Annotated in this window: 20 protein-coding genes; 7 read left to right on the top strand and 13 right to left on the bottom strand. The window is 52.1% G+C overall.

The features are described 5' to 3' along the window. The first annotated feature begins 5 nt into the window (after window positions 1-5). Together AB4N43_RS02535 and AB4N43_RS02530 are read left to right on the top strand one after the other, a co-directional pair. Window positions 6-809, top strand: a complete 804-nt coding sequence (locus AB4N43_RS02535; RefSeq protein ID WP_133839517.1) for an enoyl-CoA hydratase/isomerase family protein — start codon at window positions 6-8, stop codon at window positions 807-809. Window positions 810-991: 182 nt separating this feature from the next. Further along, window positions 992-2,344, top strand: coding sequence for an MFS transporter (locus tag AB4N43_RS02530; RefSeq protein WP_460153064.1), 1,353 nt, complete (start codon window positions 992-994; stop codon window positions 2,342-2,344). On the opposite strand, the gene AB4N43_RS02525 is transcribed toward AB4N43_RS02530, so the two are convergent. Continuing rightward, window positions 2,337-3,122 carry an alpha/beta fold hydrolase gene (locus tag AB4N43_RS02525; protein WP_116642249.1) on the bottom strand — a complete coding sequence of 262 codons (786 nt, stop codon included), beginning with the start codon at window positions 3,120-3,122 and terminating at the stop codon, window positions 2,337-2,339. The two genes, AB4N43_RS02530 and AB4N43_RS02525, sit on opposite strands and share 8 nt — an antisense overlap. 90 nt (window positions 3,123-3,212) lie before the next feature. Here AB4N43_RS02525 and AB4N43_RS02520 point away from each other — a divergent pair, with 90 nt between their 5' ends. Both AB4N43_RS02520 and AB4N43_RS02515 read left to right on the top strand, forming a co-directional pair. Beyond that, on the top strand, window positions 3,213-4,184 hold the full coding sequence (locus AB4N43_RS02520; RefSeq protein WP_274075205.1) for an XdhC family protein: 972 nt from the start codon (window positions 3,213-3,215) through the stop codon (window positions 4,182-4,184). Window positions 4,185-4,372: 188 nt separating this feature from the next. Continuing rightward, window positions 4,373-5,227, top strand: coding sequence for a helix-turn-helix transcriptional regulator (locus AB4N43_RS02515; RefSeq protein ID WP_408600870.1), 855 nt, complete (start codon window positions 4,373-4,375; stop codon window positions 5,225-5,227). Between the two features lie 103 nt (window positions 5,228-5,330). On the opposite strand, the gene AB4N43_RS02510 is transcribed toward AB4N43_RS02515, so the two are convergent. After that, window positions 5,331-6,287 carry a LysR family transcriptional regulator gene (locus AB4N43_RS02510; protein ID WP_460153061.1) on the bottom strand — a complete coding sequence of 319 codons (957 nt, stop codon included), beginning with the start codon at window positions 6,285-6,287 and terminating at the stop codon, window positions 5,331-5,333. 109 nt (window positions 6,288-6,396) lie between these two features. Between AB4N43_RS02510 and AB4N43_RS02505 the strand changes: the two genes are divergently transcribed. Next, window positions 6,397-7,404 carry a zinc-binding alcohol dehydrogenase family protein gene (locus tag AB4N43_RS02505; RefSeq protein ID WP_064596702.1) on the top strand — a complete coding sequence of 336 codons (1,008 nt, stop codon included), beginning with the start codon at window positions 6,397-6,399 and terminating at the stop codon, window positions 7,402-7,404. 181 nt (window positions 7,405-7,585) lie between these two features. Here the strand turns inward: AB4N43_RS02505 and AB4N43_RS02500 are convergent, their stop codons facing one another. Beyond that, a complete protein-coding gene (locus tag AB4N43_RS02500) occupies window positions 7,586-8,569 on the bottom strand; it encodes an LLM class oxidoreductase (protein ID WP_194940054.1) in 984 nt (327 codons plus the stop codon). A gap of 736 nt (window positions 8,570-9,305) precedes the next feature. On the opposite strand from AB4N43_RS02500, the gene AB4N43_RS02495 reads away from it, so the two are divergent. Both AB4N43_RS02495 and AB4N43_RS02490 read left to right on the top strand, forming a co-directional pair. Further along, complete coding sequence (locus AB4N43_RS02495) at window positions 9,306-10,613, top strand: OprD family porin (protein ID WP_194940055.1); 1,308 nt, start codon at window positions 9,306-9,308, stop codon at window positions 10,611-10,613. A 282-nt stretch (window positions 10,614-10,895) separates the two neighbouring features. Further along, window positions 10,896-11,693 carry a CmcJ/NvfI family oxidoreductase gene (locus AB4N43_RS02490; protein WP_194940056.1) on the top strand — a complete coding sequence of 266 codons (798 nt, stop codon included), beginning with the start codon at window positions 10,896-10,898 and terminating at the stop codon, window positions 11,691-11,693. Between the two features lie 141 nt (window positions 11,694-11,834). Here the strand turns inward: AB4N43_RS02490 and AB4N43_RS02485 are convergent, their stop codons facing one another. From AB4N43_RS02485 to AB4N43_RS02440, 10 genes are all read right to left on the bottom strand, one after another. Then, a complete protein-coding gene (locus AB4N43_RS02485) occupies window positions 11,835-12,935 on the bottom strand; it encodes a low temperature requirement protein A (RefSeq protein WP_460153058.1) in 1,101 nt (366 codons plus the stop codon). A 26-nt stretch (window positions 12,936-12,961) separates the two neighbouring features. After that, window positions 12,962-13,156 carry a hypothetical protein gene (locus AB4N43_RS02480; RefSeq protein WP_010459439.1) on the bottom strand — a complete coding sequence of 65 codons (195 nt, stop codon included), beginning with the start codon at window positions 13,154-13,156 and terminating at the stop codon, window positions 12,962-12,964. A gap of 3 nt (window positions 13,157-13,159) precedes the next feature. Beyond that, the gene (locus AB4N43_RS02475; RefSeq protein WP_194940396.1) at window positions 13,160-13,513 is read right to left on the bottom strand and encodes a hypothetical protein; all 354 of its coding nucleotides are present in this window, start codon (window positions 13,511-13,513) and stop codon (window positions 13,160-13,162) included. After that, a complete protein-coding gene (locus AB4N43_RS02470; RefSeq protein ID WP_460153056.1) occupies window positions 13,510-14,649 on the bottom strand; it encodes a site-specific integrase in 1,140 nt (379 codons plus the stop codon). The genes AB4N43_RS02475 and AB4N43_RS02470 overlap by 4 nt, the downstream gene beginning before the upstream one ends. A 322-nt stretch (window positions 14,650-14,971) precedes the next feature. Continuing rightward, window positions 14,972-16,330 carry a site-specific integrase gene (locus tag AB4N43_RS02465; protein ID WP_460153054.1) on the bottom strand — a complete coding sequence of 453 codons (1,359 nt, stop codon included), beginning with the start codon at window positions 16,328-16,330 and terminating at the stop codon, window positions 14,972-14,974. Window positions 16,331-16,674: 344 nt separating this feature from the next. Beyond that, a complete protein-coding gene (locus AB4N43_RS02460) occupies window positions 16,675-17,169 on the bottom strand; it encodes a hypothetical protein (RefSeq protein WP_460153053.1) in 495 nt (164 codons plus the stop codon). Then, window positions 17,162-17,845, bottom strand: coding sequence for a hypothetical protein (locus AB4N43_RS02455; RefSeq protein WP_460153051.1), 684 nt, complete (start codon window positions 17,843-17,845; stop codon window positions 17,162-17,164). Before AB4N43_RS02455 ends, AB4N43_RS02460 begins: the two co-directional genes overlap by 8 nt. Before the next feature lie 265 nt (window positions 17,846-18,110). Beyond that, window positions 18,111-18,944, bottom strand: a complete 834-nt coding sequence (locus AB4N43_RS02450; protein WP_460153050.1) for a hypothetical protein — start codon at window positions 18,942-18,944, stop codon at window positions 18,111-18,113. Further along, entirely contained in the window at window positions 18,945-19,757 is an 813-nt protein-coding gene (locus AB4N43_RS02445) for a TniB family NTP-binding protein (protein ID WP_421136590.1), read from the bottom strand. A gap of 73 nt (window positions 19,758-19,830) precedes the next feature. Next, a complete protein-coding gene (locus tag AB4N43_RS02440; protein ID WP_460153047.1) occupies window positions 19,831-21,678 on the bottom strand; it encodes a transposase in 1,848 nt (615 codons plus the stop codon). Window positions 21,679-22,108: the final 430 nt, after the last annotated feature.

Raw genomic sequence — 22,108 nt, 5'->3', positions numbered from 1 at the left:
CTCTCATGCAACAACAAGCGATCCAGCAATTTCTCGACACTCAGTTCGATGGCTTCCAGGTTGAAGTCGATGTGTCCCGCGAGCGCGCCGACATCATCCTCAACCGCGCGCCATTGAACGTCATTTCCATGGGGCAGCGCGATCAATTGCGCTTGGTCTTCGAAGCCCTCGATGCACACAAAGACGTGCGCGTCATCGTGCTGCGCTCGGTGGGTGAACACTTCTCCAGCGGCGGCGACATCAAGGGTTTCCTCGAAGCCTCGCCCGAGCACGTTTCGAAGCTGGCCTGGAACGTCGCGGCACCGGCACGTTGCGAAAAACCGGTGATCGTCGCCAACCGTGGTTACACCTTCGGCGTCGGTTTCGAACTGTCCCTGGCCTGCGATTTCCGCATTGCTTCGCAAACCACTCGCTACGCCTTGCCTGAGCAGAACCTGGGTCAGATCCCGGGCTCGGGTGGCTCCGCGCGCCTGCAGAAAATCATCGGCATCACCCGCACCAAACACATGGTGATGCGCGCCAAACGCATCACGGGCGACCAGGCCTACGCCTGGGGTATTGCGACCGAGGTCGTGCCGGATACCGAACTGGAAAGCACCGTCGACGCGTTGGTCGATGAATTGCGCCGCTTCTCGCCGTTGGCTCAACGCACGGCGAAAAAACTGATCAACGACAACGAAGATGCGCCGCTGACCGTCGCGATCGAAATGGAAGGTCATTGCTACAGCCGTCTGCGTAGCTCCAAGGACTTCAAGGAAGGCGTTGAAGCGTTTCACAGCAAGCGTGCGGCCGTGTTTATCGGCGAGTAAATCGTACCGGCGAACAGGCCCGGGAGTATGTTGGTAACGGCGTACACCTTACGGAGCAGGGCCTGCCGCCCCTTCAATGCAACTGAAAGGGCACATCAAGGTATTACCGCTGACCTGCTGAATACCCGCACCCGTTCACCGGGATGCAGAACGTTTCGATTCACCGTTTGTGTGAGGCAACCATGACGACGACAACAACAATAACTGCATCACCCACCAGCGCCGCTATCGATACACCACAGATTCCGCCGGGCAAGGCTTTGCTCGCGGCATTTGCCTCGACATTCGGTTGGGCGCTGGATTTGTTTGACCTGTTCATTCTGCTCTATGTGGCGCCGATCATCGGCCGCCTGTTCTTCCCCTCGGACACCCCGACACTGTCGCTGGCCGCCGTTTACGCCTCGTTCGCCGTGGCCTTGCTGGTACGTCCGCTGGGCTCGGCGATCTTTGGCGCGTATGCCGACAAACATGGTCGCAAGCGTGCGCTGATGGTGTCCATGGTCGGCGTTGGTATTTCCACGGCACTGTTTGGTGCTTTGCCGACCATTCACCAGGTCGGCATATTGGCCCCGATACTGTTCCTGCTATTACGTGTAATTCAGGGCATTTTCGTTGGCGGCATCGTTGCCTCCACTCACACCATCGGCACCGAATCCATCTCGCCGCGCTATCGCGGCTTGATGTCCGGGTTGATCGGTGGCGCCGGTGCCGGCATGGGCGCGCTGTTGGCGTCATTCACCTATCTGGTGTTGTCAGAGATCTTTCCCGGGGAGGAATTTGACGTCTGGGGCTGGCGCTTCATGTTCTTCTGCGGCCTGCTCAGCACATTGTTCGGTCTGGTGATGTTCCGTTACCTGGATGAAAGCCCGGTCTGGCGGCAACTGCAACAAGCCCGCAAAACAAAGGGGCCGGCGGTAGTGGTCGTGTCGCCACTCAAGCGTCTGTTCGGTCGTGAGTACCGCGCCGTGATGCTGGTCAATCTGCTGATTACGTTCGGAGGCGGTGCCACGTATTACCTGGCCTGCGGTTATCTGCCGACATTGCTCAACGTGGTCGCCAAAGTGCCCCATACGCAGACTTCGCAGCTGCTCATGTACGGGGCGGTGGCAACCATTGTCGGGGCACTGGCCTTCGGTTACCTGAGTGACCTGATCGGTCGCAAGAAGACGTTCTTGCTGCTGGGTGTGATCAACCTGGTGAGCCTGCCGATGATGTTCCTTGGGGTCGCCGAGCCGGGTTCGCTGACTCGCACTGCGCTGTATTGCGTGGGCATAGGCTTCATGGGCGGGGCGATCATCGCGCCGATTCTGATCTTCCTCAACGAACGCTTTGCCACCGAACTGCGAGCCAGCGGCACCGGATTGTCCTGGAACATCGGTTTCGCCCTCGGCGGAACCATGCCGACCTTTGTGTCCCTGGTCAGCGGCAGCCCGGCGCAGATCCCCATGGTGTTGGCGATGTTCGCCGTCGGTCTGTCGGTGATCTACCTGATCGGCAGCGTGGTGATTCCAGAAACCCAAGGCAATTTCAAGTAAAGGCGGGGAGGCGCTTCAGGAATTCGCAGATCAGCTGCAAGGTCTGCTCGGTCGCTTCGGTCTGGGGAAAGTGCCGACAGTTATCCAGCAACACACAGCGGCACGGTCCAGCGACCTGTCGCTGGATGACCACCAGTTGCTCGGGCGTGGCGTAGTGGTCTTCGCGACCCTGAATGACCAGCAACGGCTTTTCGATATAAGCCAACTGCGCTTCGAGATCATCCAAGGAAAAGTCCGGGTGCAACCAACTGTCGCTCCAACCGTGAAAAGCGCCATCGACATTTGTCCCATGGTGACGTGCCAGGCGCTCGCGCAGTTCGCCCAGATGCCAAGCCTCGGTGGTGTGGCGAATGCCATCGAGGCTCTCGGCCTCGACAATCACGTGAGGGGCCAGTGCGATGCTGCCCAACACGCGTGGATCGTTGGTGGCGGCATAGGCAAGGACGATGGATGCGCCGTCACTGTGACCGAGCAAGACCACTTGCGGCAGTTGCAAGGCATCGAGCAATTGCCGCAGTTCCCGAGGGCCGTCGCTGCTCAGGTAGTTCAGCGGACGCGGCAGGGTTACCGGGCTCGATTGCCCATAACCCTGACGGCTGTAAGTGACCACACCGTAACCGCTGGCCTGGGCCAGGCGCAGGGGGAAGTCTTTCCATTGGTCGGCGCTGCCGAGGCCTTCGTGCAACAGCACCAGTGTCGGTCGCGATGGGTCAGCCGGAGGCAGTTGGCGATGTTCCAGGCGCAGCGCCCCGAGTTGCAAAAACTGTTGTGGCGACATGTTGAATCAACGATTGAACAGGATTGCTCGCAGGTTACCGTAAACGTAACCCTGCATGCAGCACCACGCTTTGCTTGAGGTACAGAAAATATGCGTCATCTCGATGTTCAGGTGATCGACCAGGCACTGCAATGGGCTCGCGCCGGGCAGGCCCAGTGGCTATGTACGGTGCTCTCCACCTATGGCTCGGCACCGCGTGCGCCGGGTGCGATGCTGGTGACCAATGGCACAGGCGAACACGTCGGCTCGCTGTCGGGTGGCTGCGTCGAAGAGGAGTTTCTCGAAAGCCTGACGCGCGGTGAGTTACGCGAACCGGCGCAGATCGTCAGTTATGGCGACAGCGTCGAGCAACGCCACCGCCTGCGATTGCCCTGTGGCGGCGTGCTGATCGTGCTGGTCGAGCACCGCGCTGCCAGTCTCGAATGGATCGCCCACCTGGAGAGTCTGCAAGCAGCGTTGCTGGGTCAGCGTCGTCTGCTGCGTCACGTCGAACTGAGCAGTGGTGCCTTGCGCCTGGACCCGGACACCGGACACGGCAGCGAGCGGGTGCAAGTCGTCGACGAAAGCGTGCGCATCAGCGTCGGCCCGGCGTTACGACTGATTCTGGCGGGGCTCTCGCCGGTCGCCGAATTCTGCGCCAGTTTTGCCCGCGCCATCGGCTGCGAAGTCATCGCCTGCGATCCCCGGGAAGAGATGCTGCAAGTACAACTCGAAGGTGTGGAAATGCAACGCGTGCTGCCCTCGATGTTCATTGCCGCCGGAGGTTGCCACGCGGCGACCGCGGTGGTGGCGCTGACTCACGATCCGCGAATCGATGACCTGGCGCTGATGGAAGCGGTGCACACTCCGGCGTTTTACATCGGCGCCATGGGATCTCAGGCAACGTCGGCCAAGCGCGCCGAGCGGCTGAAACGCATCGGTGGTCTGACGGATGAACAGATCGCCCGTTTACACATGCCCATCGGCCTCGATCTGGGCAGCAAGGCCCCGGCGGAAATCGCTCTGGCGGTGGTGGCCGATATCCTGCGCGTTTATCACGGCAAAGAACGCCATGCCTTGTAAGGCGGTTTTTCCGACGAACGTGGGGGCTGCGAAAGTCGAGGTAGACGCTCGGTCATTCGCGCGCGATAGTGGCCAGCCAAGTGTTGCTGAACCATGGACCGATCGACGGGCTTGTGAAATAGATAAGCGCCCCGATGATATGCATTGAGGCCGATAACGATATCGCTTCAAGCGAGCGGAGGAATCTGATGTCGATTGCCCAACGGGTTTTCCACGGCAGGTTTGGCCGGGTCGCCTTGCTGAATATGGATCATTCGCTGGTCACCCATACCCATTCCGAATGCCATGTGCTGGTCAAAGTGTCCGGCGAGGACACTTACTTCAACGTTAACGGTCGGCGGGTTCCGCTCAGTGATCGCACGGCGGTGCTGGTCAACGCCTGGGAGCCGCATTTCTATGATCCGCAGCCGGGTGCCGGTGCCACCCTTATCCTGGCGCTTTACATCGAGCCCGCCTGGCTGGCCACTGCCCAGCAGTCGCTGGCGCTCAGCGGTCGGCCGGACTTTTTCGCCCAGTCATGCATCGAGCTGTCGAGTCGAAATCGCACCCTGGCCGACATCCTGGTCGCCGAAGCGCATGGTTGTGGGATCGTGCCGAAAGAGCGCTTGGAGTTCATGCTGTTCGACTTCCTGATCGAACTGATCGAGGCCTTTTCCAGCTGGCGGCATTTGTCTCTACTGGGTGCGCCCAACACAGGTGAGTTCCGGGATGCGCGCGTGCGCCGTGGCACGGCCTGGTTGCTTGAGCACCTCGATGATCCGAACCCGATCGACAACGCCGCGCGGGCCTGTGGTCTGTCTCGGGCACACTTCTTTGCGCTGTTCAAGAAAGACACCGGCATGACGCCGACCCTGTTGCTTAACGACGCGCGCATGCGCCGTGCTTTTGCCTGGCTTGAGCGTGAGCGCAGTGGAACGCTGGGGCTTTTGTCGGAGAACCTCGGGTTCTCCGAGCAAGGTCATTTCACACGGTTTTTCCGTCAGCACATCGGAGCTTCGCCCAGCCAGTATCGGCGTGTAGTGGATAGTTACGCGGCGGTTTGAACCGAGAGGAGGGCGGGGGTATTGGGCAATACTCCCGTCAATGAAGTAAGTCTTTTATTTTAAAGCTGGCGGCTTTTATAGGCTGCGAAAATTGTAGGGTCTATCAATTATCCAGAAAGTCATAAATCTCTTTCATGCGTTCTTCTCGCATCAACTCAAGTTCTTTCCTTGGTTTCGGCTCCAGCGCAGAAAACTGACCACTCAACCACGTATAAAGCTGAGAAACCGCAGGGCTGATCTGCTTGCGATGTGGGCACACCAGGCTCAACGGAGAAGCTTCCCCGGGGTAATCCGGCAGCAGCACAAGCAGGCGCCCAGCGGCGATATCGGCACTGACATCCAGCCACGATTTGTTGGCGATACCTTCACCCTCCAATGACCAGCGCCGCACGACATCGGCGTCATCGCTGAACAGTGGCCCCGAAACCTGCACGGTTTGCCCGCCCAGGTTCCACTTGTCGTAGACCCGGCCATTTTGCAGATAGAGCAGGCAGTGATGCTTGCTCAAGTCATCCGGCGTTTGGGGAGAACCGCAGCGTTGCACATACTCCGGCGAGGCAACCAGCACCCGCTGGTTCCAGGGTGCAAACGGCAGTGCCACGTAGTTGGCGTCTTCGTTCGGGCCGTATCGAATCGCCACGTCCACCGGGTCGCGAAACAGATTGACCATCTGGTCCGACAGGAAAAAACGCAACGTCAATTCTGGATGCTGACGGCGGAACAGCGTCAACCACGGCAGCAGTATGTTGCGCCCCAGATCGGACGGCGCTGTCACTTGCAGTACGCCCCGCAGCGTGGCGTTCTCACCACGCAGGTTTTCCTTGCCTTGCTTCAGGGTCTCAAGCACTGAGTGGGCGGTGGGCAGATATTGCTCGCCCTCGGCAGTCAGTCGCAGGCTGCGAGTGGTGCGGGCGAACAGGCGCACATCCAGTTCGCGTTCCAGACGTTTGATGGCGGCGGCGACCTGACCAGGCAGTAGATCAGCCTCCAGCGCCGCTGCGGTGAAACTGCCCAGTGCGGCGCTGCGGATGAATAAACCAAGATCATCGATGCGGATCATTTTCACTCCTGCAGTGAAAGTGTTGGCGCATTTTGCTTGTTTTTCTTTGTACTTGGGAAGTCGAAGATGGCTGCAAACGAGTGCATCACCCTTCAGACAGTGAGTGTCCATGAAAGCCATCACCTTTACCCAGCACGCCTTGCCCATCGACCATCCACAAGCGTTGATCGACATCAGTCTCTCGGTGCCCAAACCTGGCCCACGGGACCTTCTGGTCGAAGTTCGCGCGGTGTCAGTGAATCCCGTCGATACCAAGGTGCGCGCCGGAACTTTCACAAAAGAGCCGAAAATCCTCGGCTGGGATGCCACAGGCATTGTCCGTGAGGTCGGCTCTGAAGTGACGTTGTTTCAGCCGGGCGATGAAGTGTTCTATGCCGGCTCGATTGCCCGCACCGGCAGCTACAGCGAATTCCATTTGGTCGATGAGCGGATCGTCGGGCACAAGCCTCGTACATTGAGTGCAGCCGATGCGGCCGCGTTGCCGTTGACCTCGATCACTGCTTGGGAATTGTTGTTTGACCGGCTCGGTGTCGCCGAGGGGGCAGGGGAGGGCAAGTACCTGTTGATCACTGGAGCGGCTGGGGGCGTCGGATCGATGCTGGTGCAGCTGGCCCGACAGTTGACCCGTCTTACCGTCATCGGAACTGCCTCACGCCAGGAAACCGCTGATTGGGTGCGGCAGTTGGGCGCGCATCACGTGATCGATCACAGCCAACCACTGCTCGCACAGTTGCAAGCGCTCGACGTGCCGGAGATCGACTATGTCGCCAGCCTGACTCACACCGAACAGCACTTTGCACAACTGATCGACGTGCTCAAGCCGCAAGGGCGTCTGGGTGTGATAGACGATCCCGACAGCCTCGACGTGATGCCGCTCAAGCGCAAGTCGCTGTCGTTGCATTGGGAGCTGATGTTCACCCGCTCGCTGTACGAAACCCCGGACATGATCAACCAGCATCATCTGCTCAATCGGGTCAGCGCTCTTATTGACCAAGGCGTTCTGCAAACCACCGTGGGCGAGCACTTTGGTGCGATCAATGCGGCAAACATGCGTCGTGCCCATGCGCTGGTCGAAAGCGGCAAAGCCCGGGGCAAGATTGTTCTTGAGGGGTTCTGATTTCACTCATCAGGCGAGGGCGGTTGCGCGTTTTTCGATGCATTGGTATCAGCGCTTCACCGCCACGGCAGATGACCTGCTCGAAGAGCCGTTGCAACTGATATTCCTTGAGCAGGTAACGGCCTGATGATTCAACCTGTTGAACCGCACCACCTCGACGGGCGTGGAAGCGGCCGGCGTATCAATTCGCTTCAGGACGCGGCTGTACTCCGAATTGCGGAACGATGTGAGTACCCAGCTCTTCAATGACTTCCGCAGCAGGGCGCTTTCCGTATTTGAGATTAAGGATAACGTGGTCCACTCCGATTTCCTCAAGCGACTCCAGCAAAAACCGGAGATGGTAGCGTCCAAGTTTGAACCCCAAATGGATGCGAGTGGGCGGCGTAGACGGGGTCTCATCGAGGTCGATGTAGAGCGACTGAGTGAAGGGCTTATAGACGGGGCCACATTGCTTCATGACCTCCTGCCGCCAATCTTCCACGATCATTCGCTGCATGTTCGGAATGCGTGGATAGTTGATCCATCCGACGCTTTCGCGCGCGATCCAATCCAGTGACTGGCGGCTATTGCCGGTCACGAACATTGGAATGACTTGGGTTGTGGGTTTCGGAATGAGGTCTGCGCCCCGCATCTCACCACCGCTCCAGCGAATGGGCTCAAAGCTGGTGCTGTGGGCTCTGCGAATCACCTCGTAGTGCTCACGAAAGATTTCTCCGCGCCTTTCGGGATCGACGCCAAAAGCCGAAAACTCCACTGGGCGATCGCCGGAAGCTACCCCCAGTATCAAGCGACCTGCGCTCAACTGATCAACACTGGCTGATGCCTTGGCCGTGTGCAGAGGATGGTGTACAGGGAGGGCAATGGATGCGGTGCCAAGCGCTATCTCCGACGTATGAGCAGCCATGTAGCCCAGGTAAACCCAAGGGTCGAACAGTTGGCCAACATCGCCGAAGCCAGGGTCCCGAAGAGGCACGTCGCGAAACCAGAGTGCGCAGAAGCCCAGAGCCTCCGCTCGTTTGGCCAATTCGACCTGGTTGAGCATGCTCGGAGTGTCCCCATCGAAGGCCTCCAAAGGAAAGAACAATCCAATGCTCAAATGACCCTGAGTGAAGGTTCGGCTGAACCCTCGGTGCTGCTGATAAGGAATCGTGCTCGGCCGATACATACTCATCTTCCTCAATGGGAGAAACGTGAACAGCGCCCCTGTTTAGGAGGTGCTGCGGCATTGGTCGCTTGGGAACGACAGGTGGGGTAATGGGTGCAGTCTTCACCCGTTGCGGTCGGGTCGACCGGAGTGAGGGGCCAGTTGCTGGCAATACGCGCGGGCAGGTCCGGATTGGCGATGAGCGGACGGTCAAAATAATCAGATCGTTCCAGCCCGATACATCGCCTGAGCAAAAGCATGGGGACCATCCACCAAGAGTAGGCGGCTTTGCGGGGAACCGCCATGTTCGTCGTCCGTCTCGGTACCTGTCGCAGATACACCGCAGTCTGGGCCTTGGGCGTCGTGATCGGCGCGCTGCGGGTTGCTATAGAGGACAGTCGTCAGGTCAGCCCACTGATCCTTTGGGTACTCGACCGACAATTGTGTCCGGCCCCAGTCCTGAAATTCAGACGATAAGATAAATTTTCAGACCCCAACGCAGAACTCCATTTCCCCAGGCAAGGCACTCCCTGCGCCTTTCTCACACAATCGGCTCTAACGCTATCGCGCTGCATAACAGAAACAGGTGCGATGAGCGACTTTGGAACTTGCATTAACGATATTAGCTTGATGCAGGAGGGGCTAGGCATCGTCGATTTCTCGTCTTTAGCAGGATATTAAGAATAATAAAAACGCGCACCTGGAAAATTTTGCGTTGCTTCTATTACTTCAAAATAACAAATGGAGCGCTATATAAATGAGTGGAAAAACAATAACTGCAAGTTCGGTGTTTCTTAGTATCACCCTGAGTGTCCAGGCGCATGCTGACTTCCTGAGTGATAGCAAAGCCACCTTGGGAATGAGAAACTTCTACTTCAATAACGACAACCGCGATGGCGTTGCCGCCCCTTCTAAAACTGAAGAATGGGCGCAGGGTTTCATGCTGGACTTCAAATCGGGCTATACCGACGGCATGGTTGGCTTTGGTGTCGATGGCCTGGGGTTGCTGGGGGTTAACCTGGATAGCGGCAAAGGACGGCATGTCGGCAGCAGCATGATGCCTTCTGACAGTGACAACCGTGCCGTCGACGAGTGGAGCAGGCTGGGGCTGACCGGAAAAGTCAAAATGTCGAAAACTGAACTTCGCTACGGCACCTTGATTCCGAAACTCCCCATTCTGGTCGCCAACGATGGGCGCGTGCTTCCGCAAACCTTCGAGGGCGTTCAAATCACCTCGAGCGAGCTCAATCGCCTGACCTTGACTGGAGGTCGGATTGAACATGCAACAGGACGTGGTTCGAGCGATCAGACGGGGTTGGCCGTTACTGGTGGTACGCGTGAAAGCAATCAGTTTGACTTCGCCGGGGGCGATTGGAAAGTCACCAAGGATCTGACAGCTCAGTACTACTACGCCGGCCTCGATAACTACTATACGCAGCATTTTTTGGGATTTATTCACACCCTTGCCATCTCGGACAATCAGTCCCTCAAAACCGACCTGCGCTACTTCAAAACTGACTCGTCAGGTGCAAATAGCTCCGGTACGTCAGGCTACAGAATGAGTGGCTACACCAAAAACGGTGATGGAGAAATCGATAACCGTACCTGGAGTGCCGCGTTAATTTACACACTGGGTGGCCACGCGATTACTGCGGGGTACCAAAGTGTGTCGGATGGCAGCAACTTCACTCAACTCAGTCAGGGTAGCCTGCCAGACAAGGGCGCCGGTGGAGCAAGCCTGTATCTGTATACAGACCGCTTTATCCAAACTTTCACCCGCGCAGGCGAGCGCACAGCTTTCGGTCAGTATGCTTACGACTTCGCCGCTCTGGGTGTCCCTGGCCTAAAAGGCTCGGTCATGTACCTCTCTGGCGATAACATTAAAACGACGTCAGGCGCCAACCAAAAGGAATGGGAAAGAGACATTAGCCTGGACTACGTCCTTCAGTCGGGAGCGCTAAAAGGCGTTGGGTTCGGCTGGCGTAACGGCAAGTCCAACAGCGAAGCATCTCGTAACGTAGATCAGAATCGTATTTTTGTGACCTATAGCATTCCGCTTCTCTAGTTAGCGGTGCGGGAAGTTTAGGGATATCGGATGCTCATGATCGGCGCAGACCCGCAGTGCGACACGCCAGTCATGGTCAAGCTGGTCGTCGATGCCGAGGTTAGAGAGGTCCTTTTCTATCGGTCGTGTGCCGTGCACATCGGGCTGCATTTGATAGTGTCCGTTCGAAGGCATACGATCGAGATTGAAGGTGTCTACATGCAAGTTACAGCGCCGCCACGGTGACACTACGCCGGATGCGCTCAGCAGACCGGGAGGTGTTACTTGAAGTGCACAACTGATATGCCCGCCAGCGTCATCACAAAACTCACCTACCTGGTCAAGCACGATGCGAAGCCCTATGTGCATACCGAGGCTCTGACCGGTGACAGTGAACCGCACTACTTTGCTGAGCAGGAGGAGCGCGAGGTCACGATACACAACGGTCGTCCGTTGGCAGACAGCCTTTCCCTGGACAAGCAGGGGTTTGAACTCCATCGGCGGGCTACGGTGGTCGACGATCTCTACGACGATACCTCAGTGGAAAGCGTCTACTATGACGAGGTCAAGGCCTTGATCAAGGAGTTGACGGGCGCGAGCCGGGTCGTCATCTTCGACCACACCAGGCGCAGCGACGCCGAGCGGCGGGATATTCGCGGGCCAGCCAGCCGTGTGCATAATGACTACACCGACCGCTCGGGGCCTGAGCGTATTCGCGACATGCTGGGCCAGGATCAGGCCGGCGCACAGGTGTCGGTGGCCCAGATTAACCTCTGGCGCCCGATGAGCGGACCCGTCAAGCGCTCACCGCTGGCCGTGCTGGACGCCTCGACGCTCGACCCCAATGACCTGCTGGCCACCGACTTGGTCTATCCGGATCGTATCGGTGAGATCTACCACCTGGCCTACAATCCGCAACAGCGCTGGTACTATTTTCCGGACATGCGCCGTGACGAAGTCTTGCTGATCAAGGGGTATGACTCACGTCACGACGGCCGTGCCCGCTTCACGCCCCATACCGCCTTCAAAGATCCCAACACGCCGCCGGGAGCCCCGCCGCGCGAGAGTATCGAAGTTCGCACCCTGGCCTTCTTTGATTAGGTTTTTGCCGCTTGCCGCGGGCCTCACGCCGCGCGGTGTTTGCCCCCATGCTTTCCAGGCGACCACCCGCTTTGGTTGGTAGGGATGTGTTGATGTGCGCGGATAGCTGATCCACCCGGGATATGGCCAAACTTTAAAGATTCAACGATACCTGAAGTTTAGTAAAACATAACAGATCATGGTTGCTGTCAGGCCGACCAATATGTACTCAATACGGGGTAGGAATATAACCAACCCACCTAGAGAAAACACGATCAAGGTGTTTTGTAGTATGTATTTACTTATTTTAGGTACCGCTATGAAGTAGCCATATTGCTTGCCTAAGAAAAATAAGGCCATGCCGATGATTGACGTAATCTGGAAATCGCGCATCGCAATGTCATTCAGGATCGCATGCCTGATCAAATTTGCGAGAAGTGCTAGCCCCATAAATAGAAAAAGGTGCGAGTAGATTAAGGAGTGTCCACTCATACTACTTTCATTTTTGCTCAGTAGGTAAAAGCTATCAAAATAGATCCACCAGATACTGCAAATCATGATAAATCCGGTGATTGCCGCCATCACATTATAACGATCCCATTGAATGTCAGATAACCCTCCAGAAAGGCTAATTACCGACTCGCCCAATAAGATGAGGGTGAGTAAACCTAGTCGTTCAACCAAGTGTTCTGTATGTGCGGGCAATGGCTTTAGCTTACCCCAAGAAAATAAAGGGAGCAGAATGTCAAGAAAAATCCCAATGTAAGCGACAAGGTAACGCATAGGTGGGTCAAAAAGAATGGATGAAAGACTAACAACTGCGCTAACTAACAGGGCGAAGCCAAGCCTGGAGGAGAATTCACTACGATGATCGAATTTATTTATGGACGAAATGTACATAATACTGATGATGGCACGTATACCAAAATAGCAGACAATAACAAGCGCATAGTTTACTTCCAATTCCTCCCCAATCCGTGCAGACAGCACAATGAGCAGCAACATTAAAAATAAAGTTGCCAAGCGGTGAAGGTTACTGTCTGTATCAAACCTATTTGAGTAAATCGTGTGGCTGGACCAGATCCACCATAATGGAACAAAAAGCAGTAAAAATTTCCATAATTGCTCCTGTTCAAAATGGCCGTGATGAAGATGTCCGAGAGTATGCGTAACCTTGCCAATTGCAACAACAAAAATCAGGTCAAAAAACAACTCTAACCATGTGGCGTGTCGATTCTTTTCATAATACTTCAAAGATTTCATTCGCTGCCGGCTCCGTGTGCACCTCTTTAATCCACCACCACGTCTGTTAGTACGGTCAATACAGAATCCAGCGTGCCATCGGGCCGATAGCAACATTGCGCACGGGCGGACCTTAGCGGGCAACTGGGCTGCTGTTCCGCCAACCATTCATTCAGCGCCTCGACCAGGACACGGGCCTCGACTATGGAATCTTCCGAGCTGTCAAAAATTAACATCGCCATTTTTTATGTCCTCGGTTCGCTGGGCTGATATTTTCGTGCCGCTGCTTTATGAGCGATGCTTATCGCTGGCAGCACCGTGGATTCTTCAATCTCCCGTATTGAAATATTATCGAATGCACACCTGGTGCGCTGCGCAATGGGGCACGTTCGCCCTCGGCTACGGTGTGGGTGATGCCAAGCGATTTCACTATCTAGCGATTTCGTCAATTCACTAACCCACACCGGCAGACGGGTATCGACGTACTTTGGCTGATCATTGGTGCGAGTTCGAATCGCAACCTGAGCCGGGCCCTCGAACACGTAGGCCGCAAAAGAGGAGGAGGGTAACGCGTGTTCTTGATCGGCTGATTTGGTCATGGCGAACCTCCCTCACTGTCAAGCCGGCTCCAGGCTGCCGAGGCACGCTGGGCATTGTGGAGATTGGCCGACTCAGCTAGATAACGACTTGCATAACGGCGTGGCATCGTCGATGTGTCAGACCAACCGCAGACTCGCCGGAGTTCGTCCGTGGCCCGCTCGAGGTCATACCCACGCTTCTCGACCAGATAAGCCAAAAACTGGTCGGCGAAGGTGTGGCGAAAGTCATGCGCGGATAGTGTAGGCAACAACCCCGGATGAGCCAGTTCAATGGTCAGAAACAGCCGATCTAGGACGTTCGACAACGCGCGGATCGACAGCGGGCGGCCTCGATCCGAGATGAACAAGTAGCGGTACAGCAATTTCGTAGGTTTTCCGTCACGCTTTGGGCGTCGCTCGCTCTGAATATAGCGCTCGTAGACCTCATACAACTGTGTCGAGATACCTACGGTCCGGCCGTGTGTTTTCAGTGCAGGCTCTTCAGCGCGCGGATCTCCTGGGTCATGTTCGCGGTCATTTATGCTGAGATTCTCCGCAGCTCCTGGGACAATCAATGTGCGAATGATCTGGAGTTGCATATCTGTCAGGCTGCGGTAACGAGTGCGGTCTGGACGAACATTGATGATATGGCTCTCAAAGCGCCGCTCAATGACGTCGGCGACATCTGCAAATACAACTTCGATGTTAGCCAGGGTGGTTGAGTTCTGACGTGCGCGCGGAATGTAACGGGTGACGCACCAGGACAGGTACTGCTTCAGCAACCGCAGGTACTGGTCACGGGTGCGCGGAAAAATCTGTGGAAAAGGTGCCGTTGTAGCTTTGCCGATTCGGGCGAAAAGACTATCGGCTTGACGGCCGCTTTGGAGCCAGATTGCATAACCGTCTAATAAAGACAGAATCGCCTCAAAGTGGCAGGCCAAGATGGCCTGATCGATATCCAGATCTCGGCTTTTGGCATAGGCGTAGAAAGCCTGGATCGCGCGCAGGTGCGCCGCAGCCGTGTTGTAAGCGCGGTGCCTGAGTTTAAGTTGGACGTAGATGAACGGAATGAGTATGGGTAATGGCGCTGCGTAACCAGCTTGCACGAGCAGCGGCACACGCTGACCTGAAGAGAAACGGCACTGAATCAGCTTCATCGGCAGCCACCTCATTCAAGGACTCGCCATGAACACGAAGGACATGGCCCGTTGAGAGATTGGACGTCAGAAGCGGGTTTGTCGAATCAGTACCTGTCAGCATCGTTAATTAACCGGAACGAGCCAACCTATTGATAATCAAGCGTTTCCGTTTAATTTCGGCAATTAACCGGAAAAAATAACGATTATTTCGCAAATTTTCCGGTTAATTACAGCTAGTGAACCTTCCTCCAAAACTATCAGATAGGCGCATGGGGGTGAGGCTGTACGAAGAGGTGTAGGTGGTGCCTACACCAAGGATTCGTTGGCCGGTCGGCACCAATCAATGATCCTCAATTCTAAGATTTTTGTTTGATCGATGACGTTCTTCGTCACTACTTTTGTAGTACGTATCAACAGTGGTGGCCAAGCTCTGGTGCCGAAGGTCGGCCTGCAGATCCTTGTTATTTCGCACTTTGGCGTCGGCCGTTGCTGATGTGTGTCGAAGCCAGTGGACCGAAGCTGATCGAAGGTTGTTGATTTCGCCTTCTGAGAAGCCTTCCTTACGCATGCGCTCCTGAGCGAAGTCGAAGACTTCCTGTACGAGGCTCCTGATATGGCCCTCTGATAAACCTGGTCGACCTTTGAGAGATTGTAGGAGCGGCGCTGAATCATCAGGGGAGGGCGTCGGCGTCAACTCAAGGGATCGCCTGTAGCGGGCCATCCAAACGTTCATGTACTCATCCTTGACGCTGATTTTCGCTGCTTTGCTGTTCTTGCCGATGACGTGGAACCACCAATTGCCGTGATCATCCTTATGAAAGTCACTCATCATGGGTTCCCAGGTATCCCGGCCAACAATATCGGAAACCCTGAGATACATTGAGTGAATCGTGGCGATAATGAAAAGGGTACGCTCGTAAAAATTGCGTTTTGTCTTTATAACTTTTTGAGCCCCCGCGCCTAATTCGCCGTTTGTTTCGTCTGTTACTTGATCAGCCATTAATTTGGCTGTCTTAAGAACGAAATTCCATTGAAGTGCGGTCAGGGCTTTGGCCTTTTCGTCGGCAACAAATCTCTGTTTATATTTAGATCTTTGCTTGATCGCTCGGATAGGATTTACGTTGTTTGACGAGCCTTCCTCGGCAGCCCATTGGAAGAAGCGGCCGCATACAGCAAAAATCTGTGCAAAGGAGTCCTGTTTGATCGTGTAGCGTTTCACCTCAGGCTCTTTGTTTTGTTCCAGGGCAAGCTTGAGATTGGCTTTTTTAACAGTGAGGAAAAATGGCCGCCATAGTGGATTGACCGAGTAAGTATCAGTGGATTTGGCGGTACGACCGCCGACTCGCTGATAGCGCGCCTTAACTACCTGCCCGATCCAGTCTGGATGCGGTTTCAAGCAAAATTCCATGAAGAGTTCGCCGTCCTGGCGTGTCATTTCCAATAGCGGCTTCTTGCACACCAGCAGCGTCCAAAGCAGCAAGCGCTCGACATGGGTGCGATAGGAATTGTAAGTCGAGGCGTTACCTTCGTAAGAGCGAAGGAAACTCCGGACGGCTCTATACCCATCAATGGCGCATAGGTGATCCGGGAATGATTCAAGATAGCTGATGACTACAGGTTGTTCTTGAGTTAGGGCATTGTGGTTCAGCTCAAGAAATCGGTCATGTGATTCAAATAAAGGGATCAGCTTCGCGGCCATGAGATTTCCATATTTATGTTTTTGACAACATCGTTTATTAACTGGAAGCAGCCTACCTATTGGTAATGAGCTTTTCCATTTGATTTCGGTAATGAACTGGAGAACAATAGAGATTGTTTTAAAAATTTTCTGGCTGATTGCAGTTAAAGCCGTTCTCTAAAACCAACAGATATTTGCTAGTCATTATTTTGTATTGTATTAACTTTTTGTCGCGCAAGCTGGTATGTCAGTAACCCATGAACCTATGACGGATGTGTAGGTAGAGTGTTGGTAAAGCAAAACCGAACAGATGACCATGTTCACAGCGCTACGCGTGAAAATATATCCAACTGTATCTCGCTCACTTATAATCCTCTCAATTGTATAAAACATCGGTTGCGTTTTATTTGATCACGGATTAATAGCAACGCTTGGCTTGGCGTAAGTACCCAGCGCGCTGCCATTGAGCTGATGTATTCGGATGGAATATCGAGAAGGATGTCCAGGAAAATATCTGTACCCTCCGTTAAGTTTTTTTCTAATCTGTTATGCTGCTTTGCATCTCGAATGTATGAGTTTGGCAAGCAAAGAAAAAATGGAGACGTTTTGAAGAATGGGTTGTGACTAATTGGATTATCGAGCCATTTTGCAATATTCTTTATATTTTCAACGATCTGGAACTTCAGAAGATTTAGCGACAAATATAAAGGCTTTCTGTTCAGCAGGTGATAGCCAATTATTTGGTTATTTGCCGTTGCGTAAATTATGTATAGCTCCGCGTAAGCAATGCCATAACTGTCAGTGACGACTAATCCAGTTTTGTGATAAAGAAAATTAATTTTGCAGTATAAATCAGGCACTTTCAAACCCCTTTACAAACTCGATAAATCTCTGGCAGGTAAATACAGATCGCAGCGCTTCAAGTCGGCGTTTAATAGGAGGAAATTCTTTTTCGAAAAAAACGTTGCTGCGTTGGCCGATTTCAAACGTACTGCACTGGTGAAGCAAGCTTCGTTCTTTCAAGATATCTTCAAAAATATGGCATTCTCGTTCCGATAAAAAACCTATGACATATCCTGTTAAAATCAATGAGCACATACGTTCAAATGAGGAGCTATTGAACGCACCTAATAACATCAAAACTCTGGCCCCGGAATGTTTTAACGCGCCGCGTTCTGGAGTGGGTTTTGAAAATAAAAAGCAGGCGAGCCCTCTGCATTCGCCATCCGCCATAAATAGTTCCATTAAAAAGCGGAATGCGCCCTTAATTTTTATTTCGTCATTTGTCGGATTATCCTCCAGTCGACATATATATCGCTGTATTTTCAGAGCGAGCAAAACAAGCCTTTTCATCTGCTGCCTATCGACATTGCATTTATTAGTCGAATTAAGCTTGTCTGGAAGCGTTCGTAAACCTTTGCCTTGCATATATGGAATGTCGCTTAAGAGGGATCGATGAAAAGGGCAAATAGGATGTGCAACATATCGCCAGCTTTTTAAAAATACAAAACATCGATGTTTTTTTAATGAATCCATTAAGCAATCTATGCATACGCTGTTCGAATAAGCGTAAGGTAATGTCCACGTTGATCGAGGTAGAAAAATACTTAACACTATCTGCGGATTAACTAAAATGGTGTCGCCAATTGTAGTTGACGCTAATATTTCTATTGAGAAGTCCGGGTCCAGAGTAGGGGCGCGATGTAAATTTTCGCTATAACTAGCCTGTATTTTTTTGGACGAAAAACGGCGTGGTGAAAGCCTTAGCTCGCACCTCGTGATCCAAGATGTAAAAGATTCATCATTGACTGGATTGAGCAACGAATAAAATGGCATTTTTTTTAATGGCACTCACTAACGGTAAATATTCAGTCGTGCGGCATTTTTGATATTTGGCATCGAGCAGCATCGCCACTGCGTACTCCCGAATCAATCGAATAAGATTCCCTGTATTTCCGTTGCATAGCTTATAAATTAGTTTTTTTTGTTCTAAATTCAACCGGATGCAGAAGTCTCGACGCAGCAACTCTTGAAGCTTGTCAATGAATAAGGAGAATTTTTCATCATCGTCCCATTCTTGTAGGCGATGGATTGTAACCAAATTGTTATCCTCCAAATTTTTGCAGTATGCATGATTGTTCGTTGTGAGTATGACGGTTAAACGCGTGGGATGACGGGCCAAGCTCAGCCAAGCATCAACTGCTTGTTGCTTTTCTTTCGGACGATCAAGGCCATCCAAGAAATCTTCAACAATAATGCAGTCGATTTCTGCGTGTTCGATTAAAGTCATAACTGGGCGAGGAATTGAACCCATTTTTACTTTTAGAGCGAGCGTACTGTAGTGAAAACCATAATATTCTAGTATGAGGCTCCAGGGGTTGAATCCATCGCTCAGAATTGGGGGTTGCAACGTTAATATGTTCTTGAATTTATGTCGCAACCGCTTGCGGCATATTTCAATTGCCGACGAACATCCGGAGCCGACGTTGCCTAAAATAATGTGAAGTGAGCCGGTTTCAATTTTGCGCGATAGTGTCGATACAATAGTATTGGCAATGTTTTCCACTTGAGGGGTGAGTAAGTTAAATTTATTATTGATTTGTCTGACTTTCCCAGATAGATTCTGTGTTGTCATCTACGTTTCCGTTTTAGGCCGCATCAAAGAGATTCCGTATTTTGCAGCCAAGAACGGTGAAGCACTTACCATTTCCAGCGTGATGTGTTCTACGCCAGAAAAAACTGCTTCCGCCGCACATGCTTGAATAATTTTCACCACGTTATCCATCACACCGTCCGCCTGCTTAAGTATTCCCGTAGCTAACTCCTTACCATGCAAATTGGAGGGTTTTTTTAAGGGAAGTGTTCGCTCATAGGCTGCAATAAATCCCCTGAAGTCTTCAGACAATTTCCACTTTTCTAAAGGCCACTGCAAATACCGGCGTTCAAGTTGTGGGTCCAGGCGAAGAGCTTCGCTTGCCTGATCTACACCAAAGGCGAAAACGCTAAGATTATATTGGTCACCGGACAAATTTTTCAGCAAAGAAAGGTTGATTTTTTGTTGCATTGTAGACAGCGTCACGGCGTCGTGAATCTCGTCAATGACAATGCCTTTAATATTATTTCGTTCCACAGTACGTGCAAACTCTTTAGAAGCATTATATCCGCTGAATTTTCGGGTCACCTCCATTCCAAATGCTTCGAGCAACAGTTCTCTAAAGTTATAATTATTGGGGTTCTGCCTGAAGCTCATGAAAATCAGTTTGTGTTCTTGATTTATGTTGATTTCTTTGATTTTGTTGATAATGCTTGTTTTGCCGTAACCGCCACTGCCCCAGACTAGCATGCACGGCGCCTGGACCTTGTTTTCAGTGCGCAACATGTAGTGCATTGCGCTTAAGATCGCATGGGAATTGGGATACTCGATAAACACATCTTGCAGACAAATCATGAGTCGTTCCTCTTTCGGAAGGCTCAACAAATGTTGCCTTGACTGACGTACATGGCTTATATCAATAGGGGTGTCAGTCATTTTCGTCAAACAGCCTAGGAGTTAAAGAAAAGTTAACTTCGGTTTCGTCAAAGTCGATTTCGTTGACAGGGATCGTATGAGCATCCCAGATAGGTTTAGGTATACCGTGTTTATTTTTCTCAGCGTGCTGAGCCATTGCTTCCGGATGTTTATGCGCTATTTTGGCGTTCCGAGTGCTCCGCTGGCTATTTTTTACCAATGCATTGTTGGTGCGCATCTGTCTTAACGCGTTATCGTCTGTGATTGTCCCAGGCGGTAGTTTTTTATTGTGCTGGCGGTCGCATCGATACTCTTCGTAGCTTATGTAGTTTTGCTCTGATGAAACCTGTGGAATTCGAACGTATTCTCCATTTACCTTCACCCATACTATTGTCATGTCAAAAGGATCAAACTTTACAATGACTCTAGCGCGCGCCTGTATGTGGTTTAGCTTGTTGGAGTGATATCGTCTTTTATTCAACGATATGCCATTATTTCTGACTGGTTTTATCGCTTCTGGCAAAAAATCCAAATAAAGCGCTCGAGGATTTATTGCTACTTCTGGCAACTTAATTTCAGTTTTCTCGAACGCCCTCTCCCACGCATCTTTCGGTGATACGCCTAGCTCGGAATGGACCGTACCGTGGTATATAAGGACTTGCCCAGCAAACCAAGTGCAAAACTCTCTGAATGTTAATGATGACTGTTTTTCGCTATTGTAGTCTGCACGCTGTTGAGTGTTAGAGAATGTAGTGCCAGGTAGAAAGTGGACAGCTGTAGTCATGAATGTTCCTATTAGCCGCTCCACGTGGCCGCCCATGTGTTTTTTGCCTATTATTCGCCATTCAGGATTTATTTTATATTTGCGCATTGCTGCTTCAACAACAGGAGATCTAAACTCCGCAGCGTTGTCCATCAATAAACGTTCGGGGAATCCAAAATACGGATAATTACTTGATTCGCTAGCCAGTTGGAAATAACCAGTGTTCTTAGGTAGCATCGCCATACCCATTGTCTGTTGCACTGATATAATCGATGGTGCAAACATTGTTAAGTAATAACCTAATATGACACGCGTGTGTAAATCCATTATTACCGACAGCCACGGCCTTCCTATTATTTTTGTGCGGTCATGCTCGGCACGGAGGAGGAGGTCCACGCGCGTATGATCCATTTGAGCTACTTGTAACGGATAATCAGTATGAGCAATGCCTGGCCGGGGCTGAAAAATTTGATTGGCAGAGTCAACTCCATGTTTCATTCTATAGGTGGTTTTTTTATCAAAACTCTTGATTAATTTTTTTACTGTTTCTCTGCTCGGTGAATTCAATGCCTGTGCAAAGCACTCGCTTTGCACTTGTTTCCACACATACGAATAAGAGGCTGACCTGCCGTGATAATGTTTAATGTAGCAATCCGTGATAATGGATATAATTTGATCAGTAACTCTCATGCTCCCTTTAAGCGGTCCAGGATTATTCTTTATCAGTGTGATCGGGCCTAGTTCGGGGCTATATTTTTTCTTCAGTTCGTAAAAAGCAGTTTTTTTTAACCCAAGCTTATCGGCGGCTTGTTTAGCGGAAAGTGTGTCACTTAAGTGAAGCTCAATAACTGCTGAACGCTCGCTAGCTAATATGATTTGTGAAGCGTTATGCTCGGTAATAAACCCCTCTATTTCTTCATGGCTTTCGAGACTGTTGCGAGATAGGGGGATAGGTTGAATGTTCGCGACGTTAACAACCGATATGGTGCCGCAACCAAAGCCGCTGACTGTAACTTCCCCTTCTTTTCCTATATTCCTGACTGTTGATAGTAATCCATTGGCTACCACTAGGTGGCCTATTTTAATAGCGATCCTCAATATATGCTCCCAACGATACTAATATCAGCGAAATAGGTTTTGATGCACATTCATACGGTACGTTGTCACTAGGTTATCCACTGATACTGTAGCCGTCATTAAATGCTAACGAACGAATTTGGGGGCGGTCTAGGGTCAATATATAAATATTTTTTCACCGTTAACCCCAGTAATTACTGGCTGCAGCGGCGATAAAATGTTTACGCATCGACGACGAAAAAAAATCCTTGATTCAGTACCATTTCGTACGGAATGATGTTTTTTAGATTTTCGATATGGTGCCAGTCGATGGGACGCAGAAAAAAGACGTTACTACAGGTACTAAAAGCATCTGCTTTAGCGCACCTACTTGCGGTACTTGCAGGGGTGAAGCCTAACGGGTATCAACTCGCGAGGTGGTATGAGAGGACCCTGGGATTGCCCCATGAAT

Source organism: Pseudomonas sp. S2_B07, assembly GCF_054668435.1.
The sequence above is the reverse complement of the archived record's forward strand: the minus strand, read 5'-3'. Positions and strand labels throughout refer to the sequence as shown.

Bases quoted from the DNA above. Each gene is read 5' to 3' on its own strand.
- AB4N43_RS02535 (WP_133839517.1), top strand. From the start codon at position 6: ATGCAACAACAAGCGATCCAGCAATTTCTCGACACTCAGTTCGATGGC.
- AB4N43_RS02530 (WP_460153064.1), top strand. From the start codon at position 992: ATGACGACGACAACAACAATAACTGCATCACCCACCAGCGCCGCTATC.
- AB4N43_RS02525 (WP_116642249.1), bottom strand. From the start codon at position 3,122: ATGTCGCCACAACAGTTTTTGCAACTCGGGGCGCTGCGCCTGGAACAT.
- AB4N43_RS02520 (WP_274075205.1), top strand. From the start codon at position 3,213: ATGCGTCATCTCGATGTTCAGGTGATCGACCAGGCACTGCAATGGGCT.
- AB4N43_RS02515 (WP_408600870.1), top strand. From the start codon at position 4,373: ATGTCGATTGCCCAACGGGTTTTCCACGGCAGGTTTGGCCGGGTCGCC.
- AB4N43_RS02510 (WP_460153061.1), bottom strand. From the start codon at position 6,287: ATGATCCGCATCGATGATCTTGGTTTATTCATCCGCAGCGCCGCACTG.
- AB4N43_RS02505 (WP_064596702.1), top strand. From the start codon at position 6,397: ATGAAAGCCATCACCTTTACCCAGCACGCCTTGCCCATCGACCATCCA.
- AB4N43_RS02500 (WP_194940054.1), bottom strand. From the start codon at position 8,569: ATGTATCGGCCGAGCACGATTCCTTATCAGCAGCACCGAGGGTTCAGC.
- AB4N43_RS02495 (WP_194940055.1), top strand. From the start codon at position 9,306: ATGAGTGGAAAAACAATAACTGCAAGTTCGGTGTTTCTTAGTATCACC.
- AB4N43_RS02490 (WP_194940056.1), top strand. From the start codon at position 10,896: ATGCCCGCCAGCGTCATCACAAAACTCACCTACCTGGTCAAGCACGAT.
- AB4N43_RS02485 (WP_460153058.1), bottom strand. From the start codon at position 12,935: ATGAAATCTTTGAAGTATTATGAAAAGAATCGACACGCCACATGGTTA.
- AB4N43_RS02480 (WP_010459439.1), bottom strand. From the start codon at position 13,156: ATGGCGATGTTAATTTTTGACAGCTCGGAAGATTCCATAGTCGAGGCC.
- AB4N43_RS02475 (WP_194940396.1), bottom strand. From the start codon at position 13,513: ATGACCAAATCAGCCGATCAAGAACACGCGTTACCCTCCTCCTCTTTT.
- AB4N43_RS02470 (WP_460153056.1), bottom strand. From the start codon at position 14,649: ATGAAGCTGATTCAGTGCCGTTTCTCTTCAGGTCAGCGTGTGCCGCTG.
- AB4N43_RS02465 (WP_460153054.1), bottom strand. From the start codon at position 16,330: ATGGCCGCGAAGCTGATCCCTTTATTTGAATCACATGACCGATTTCTT.
- AB4N43_RS02455 (WP_460153051.1), bottom strand. From the start codon at position 17,845: ATGGATTCATTAAAAAAACATCGATGTTTTGTATTTTTAAAAAGCTGG.
- AB4N43_RS02450 (WP_460153050.1), bottom strand. From the start codon at position 18,944: ATGACAACACAGAATCTATCTGGGAAAGTCAGACAAATCAATAATAAA.
- AB4N43_RS02445 (WP_421136590.1), bottom strand. From the start codon at position 19,757: ATGATTTGTCTGCAAGATGTGTTTATCGAGTATCCCAATTCCCATGCG.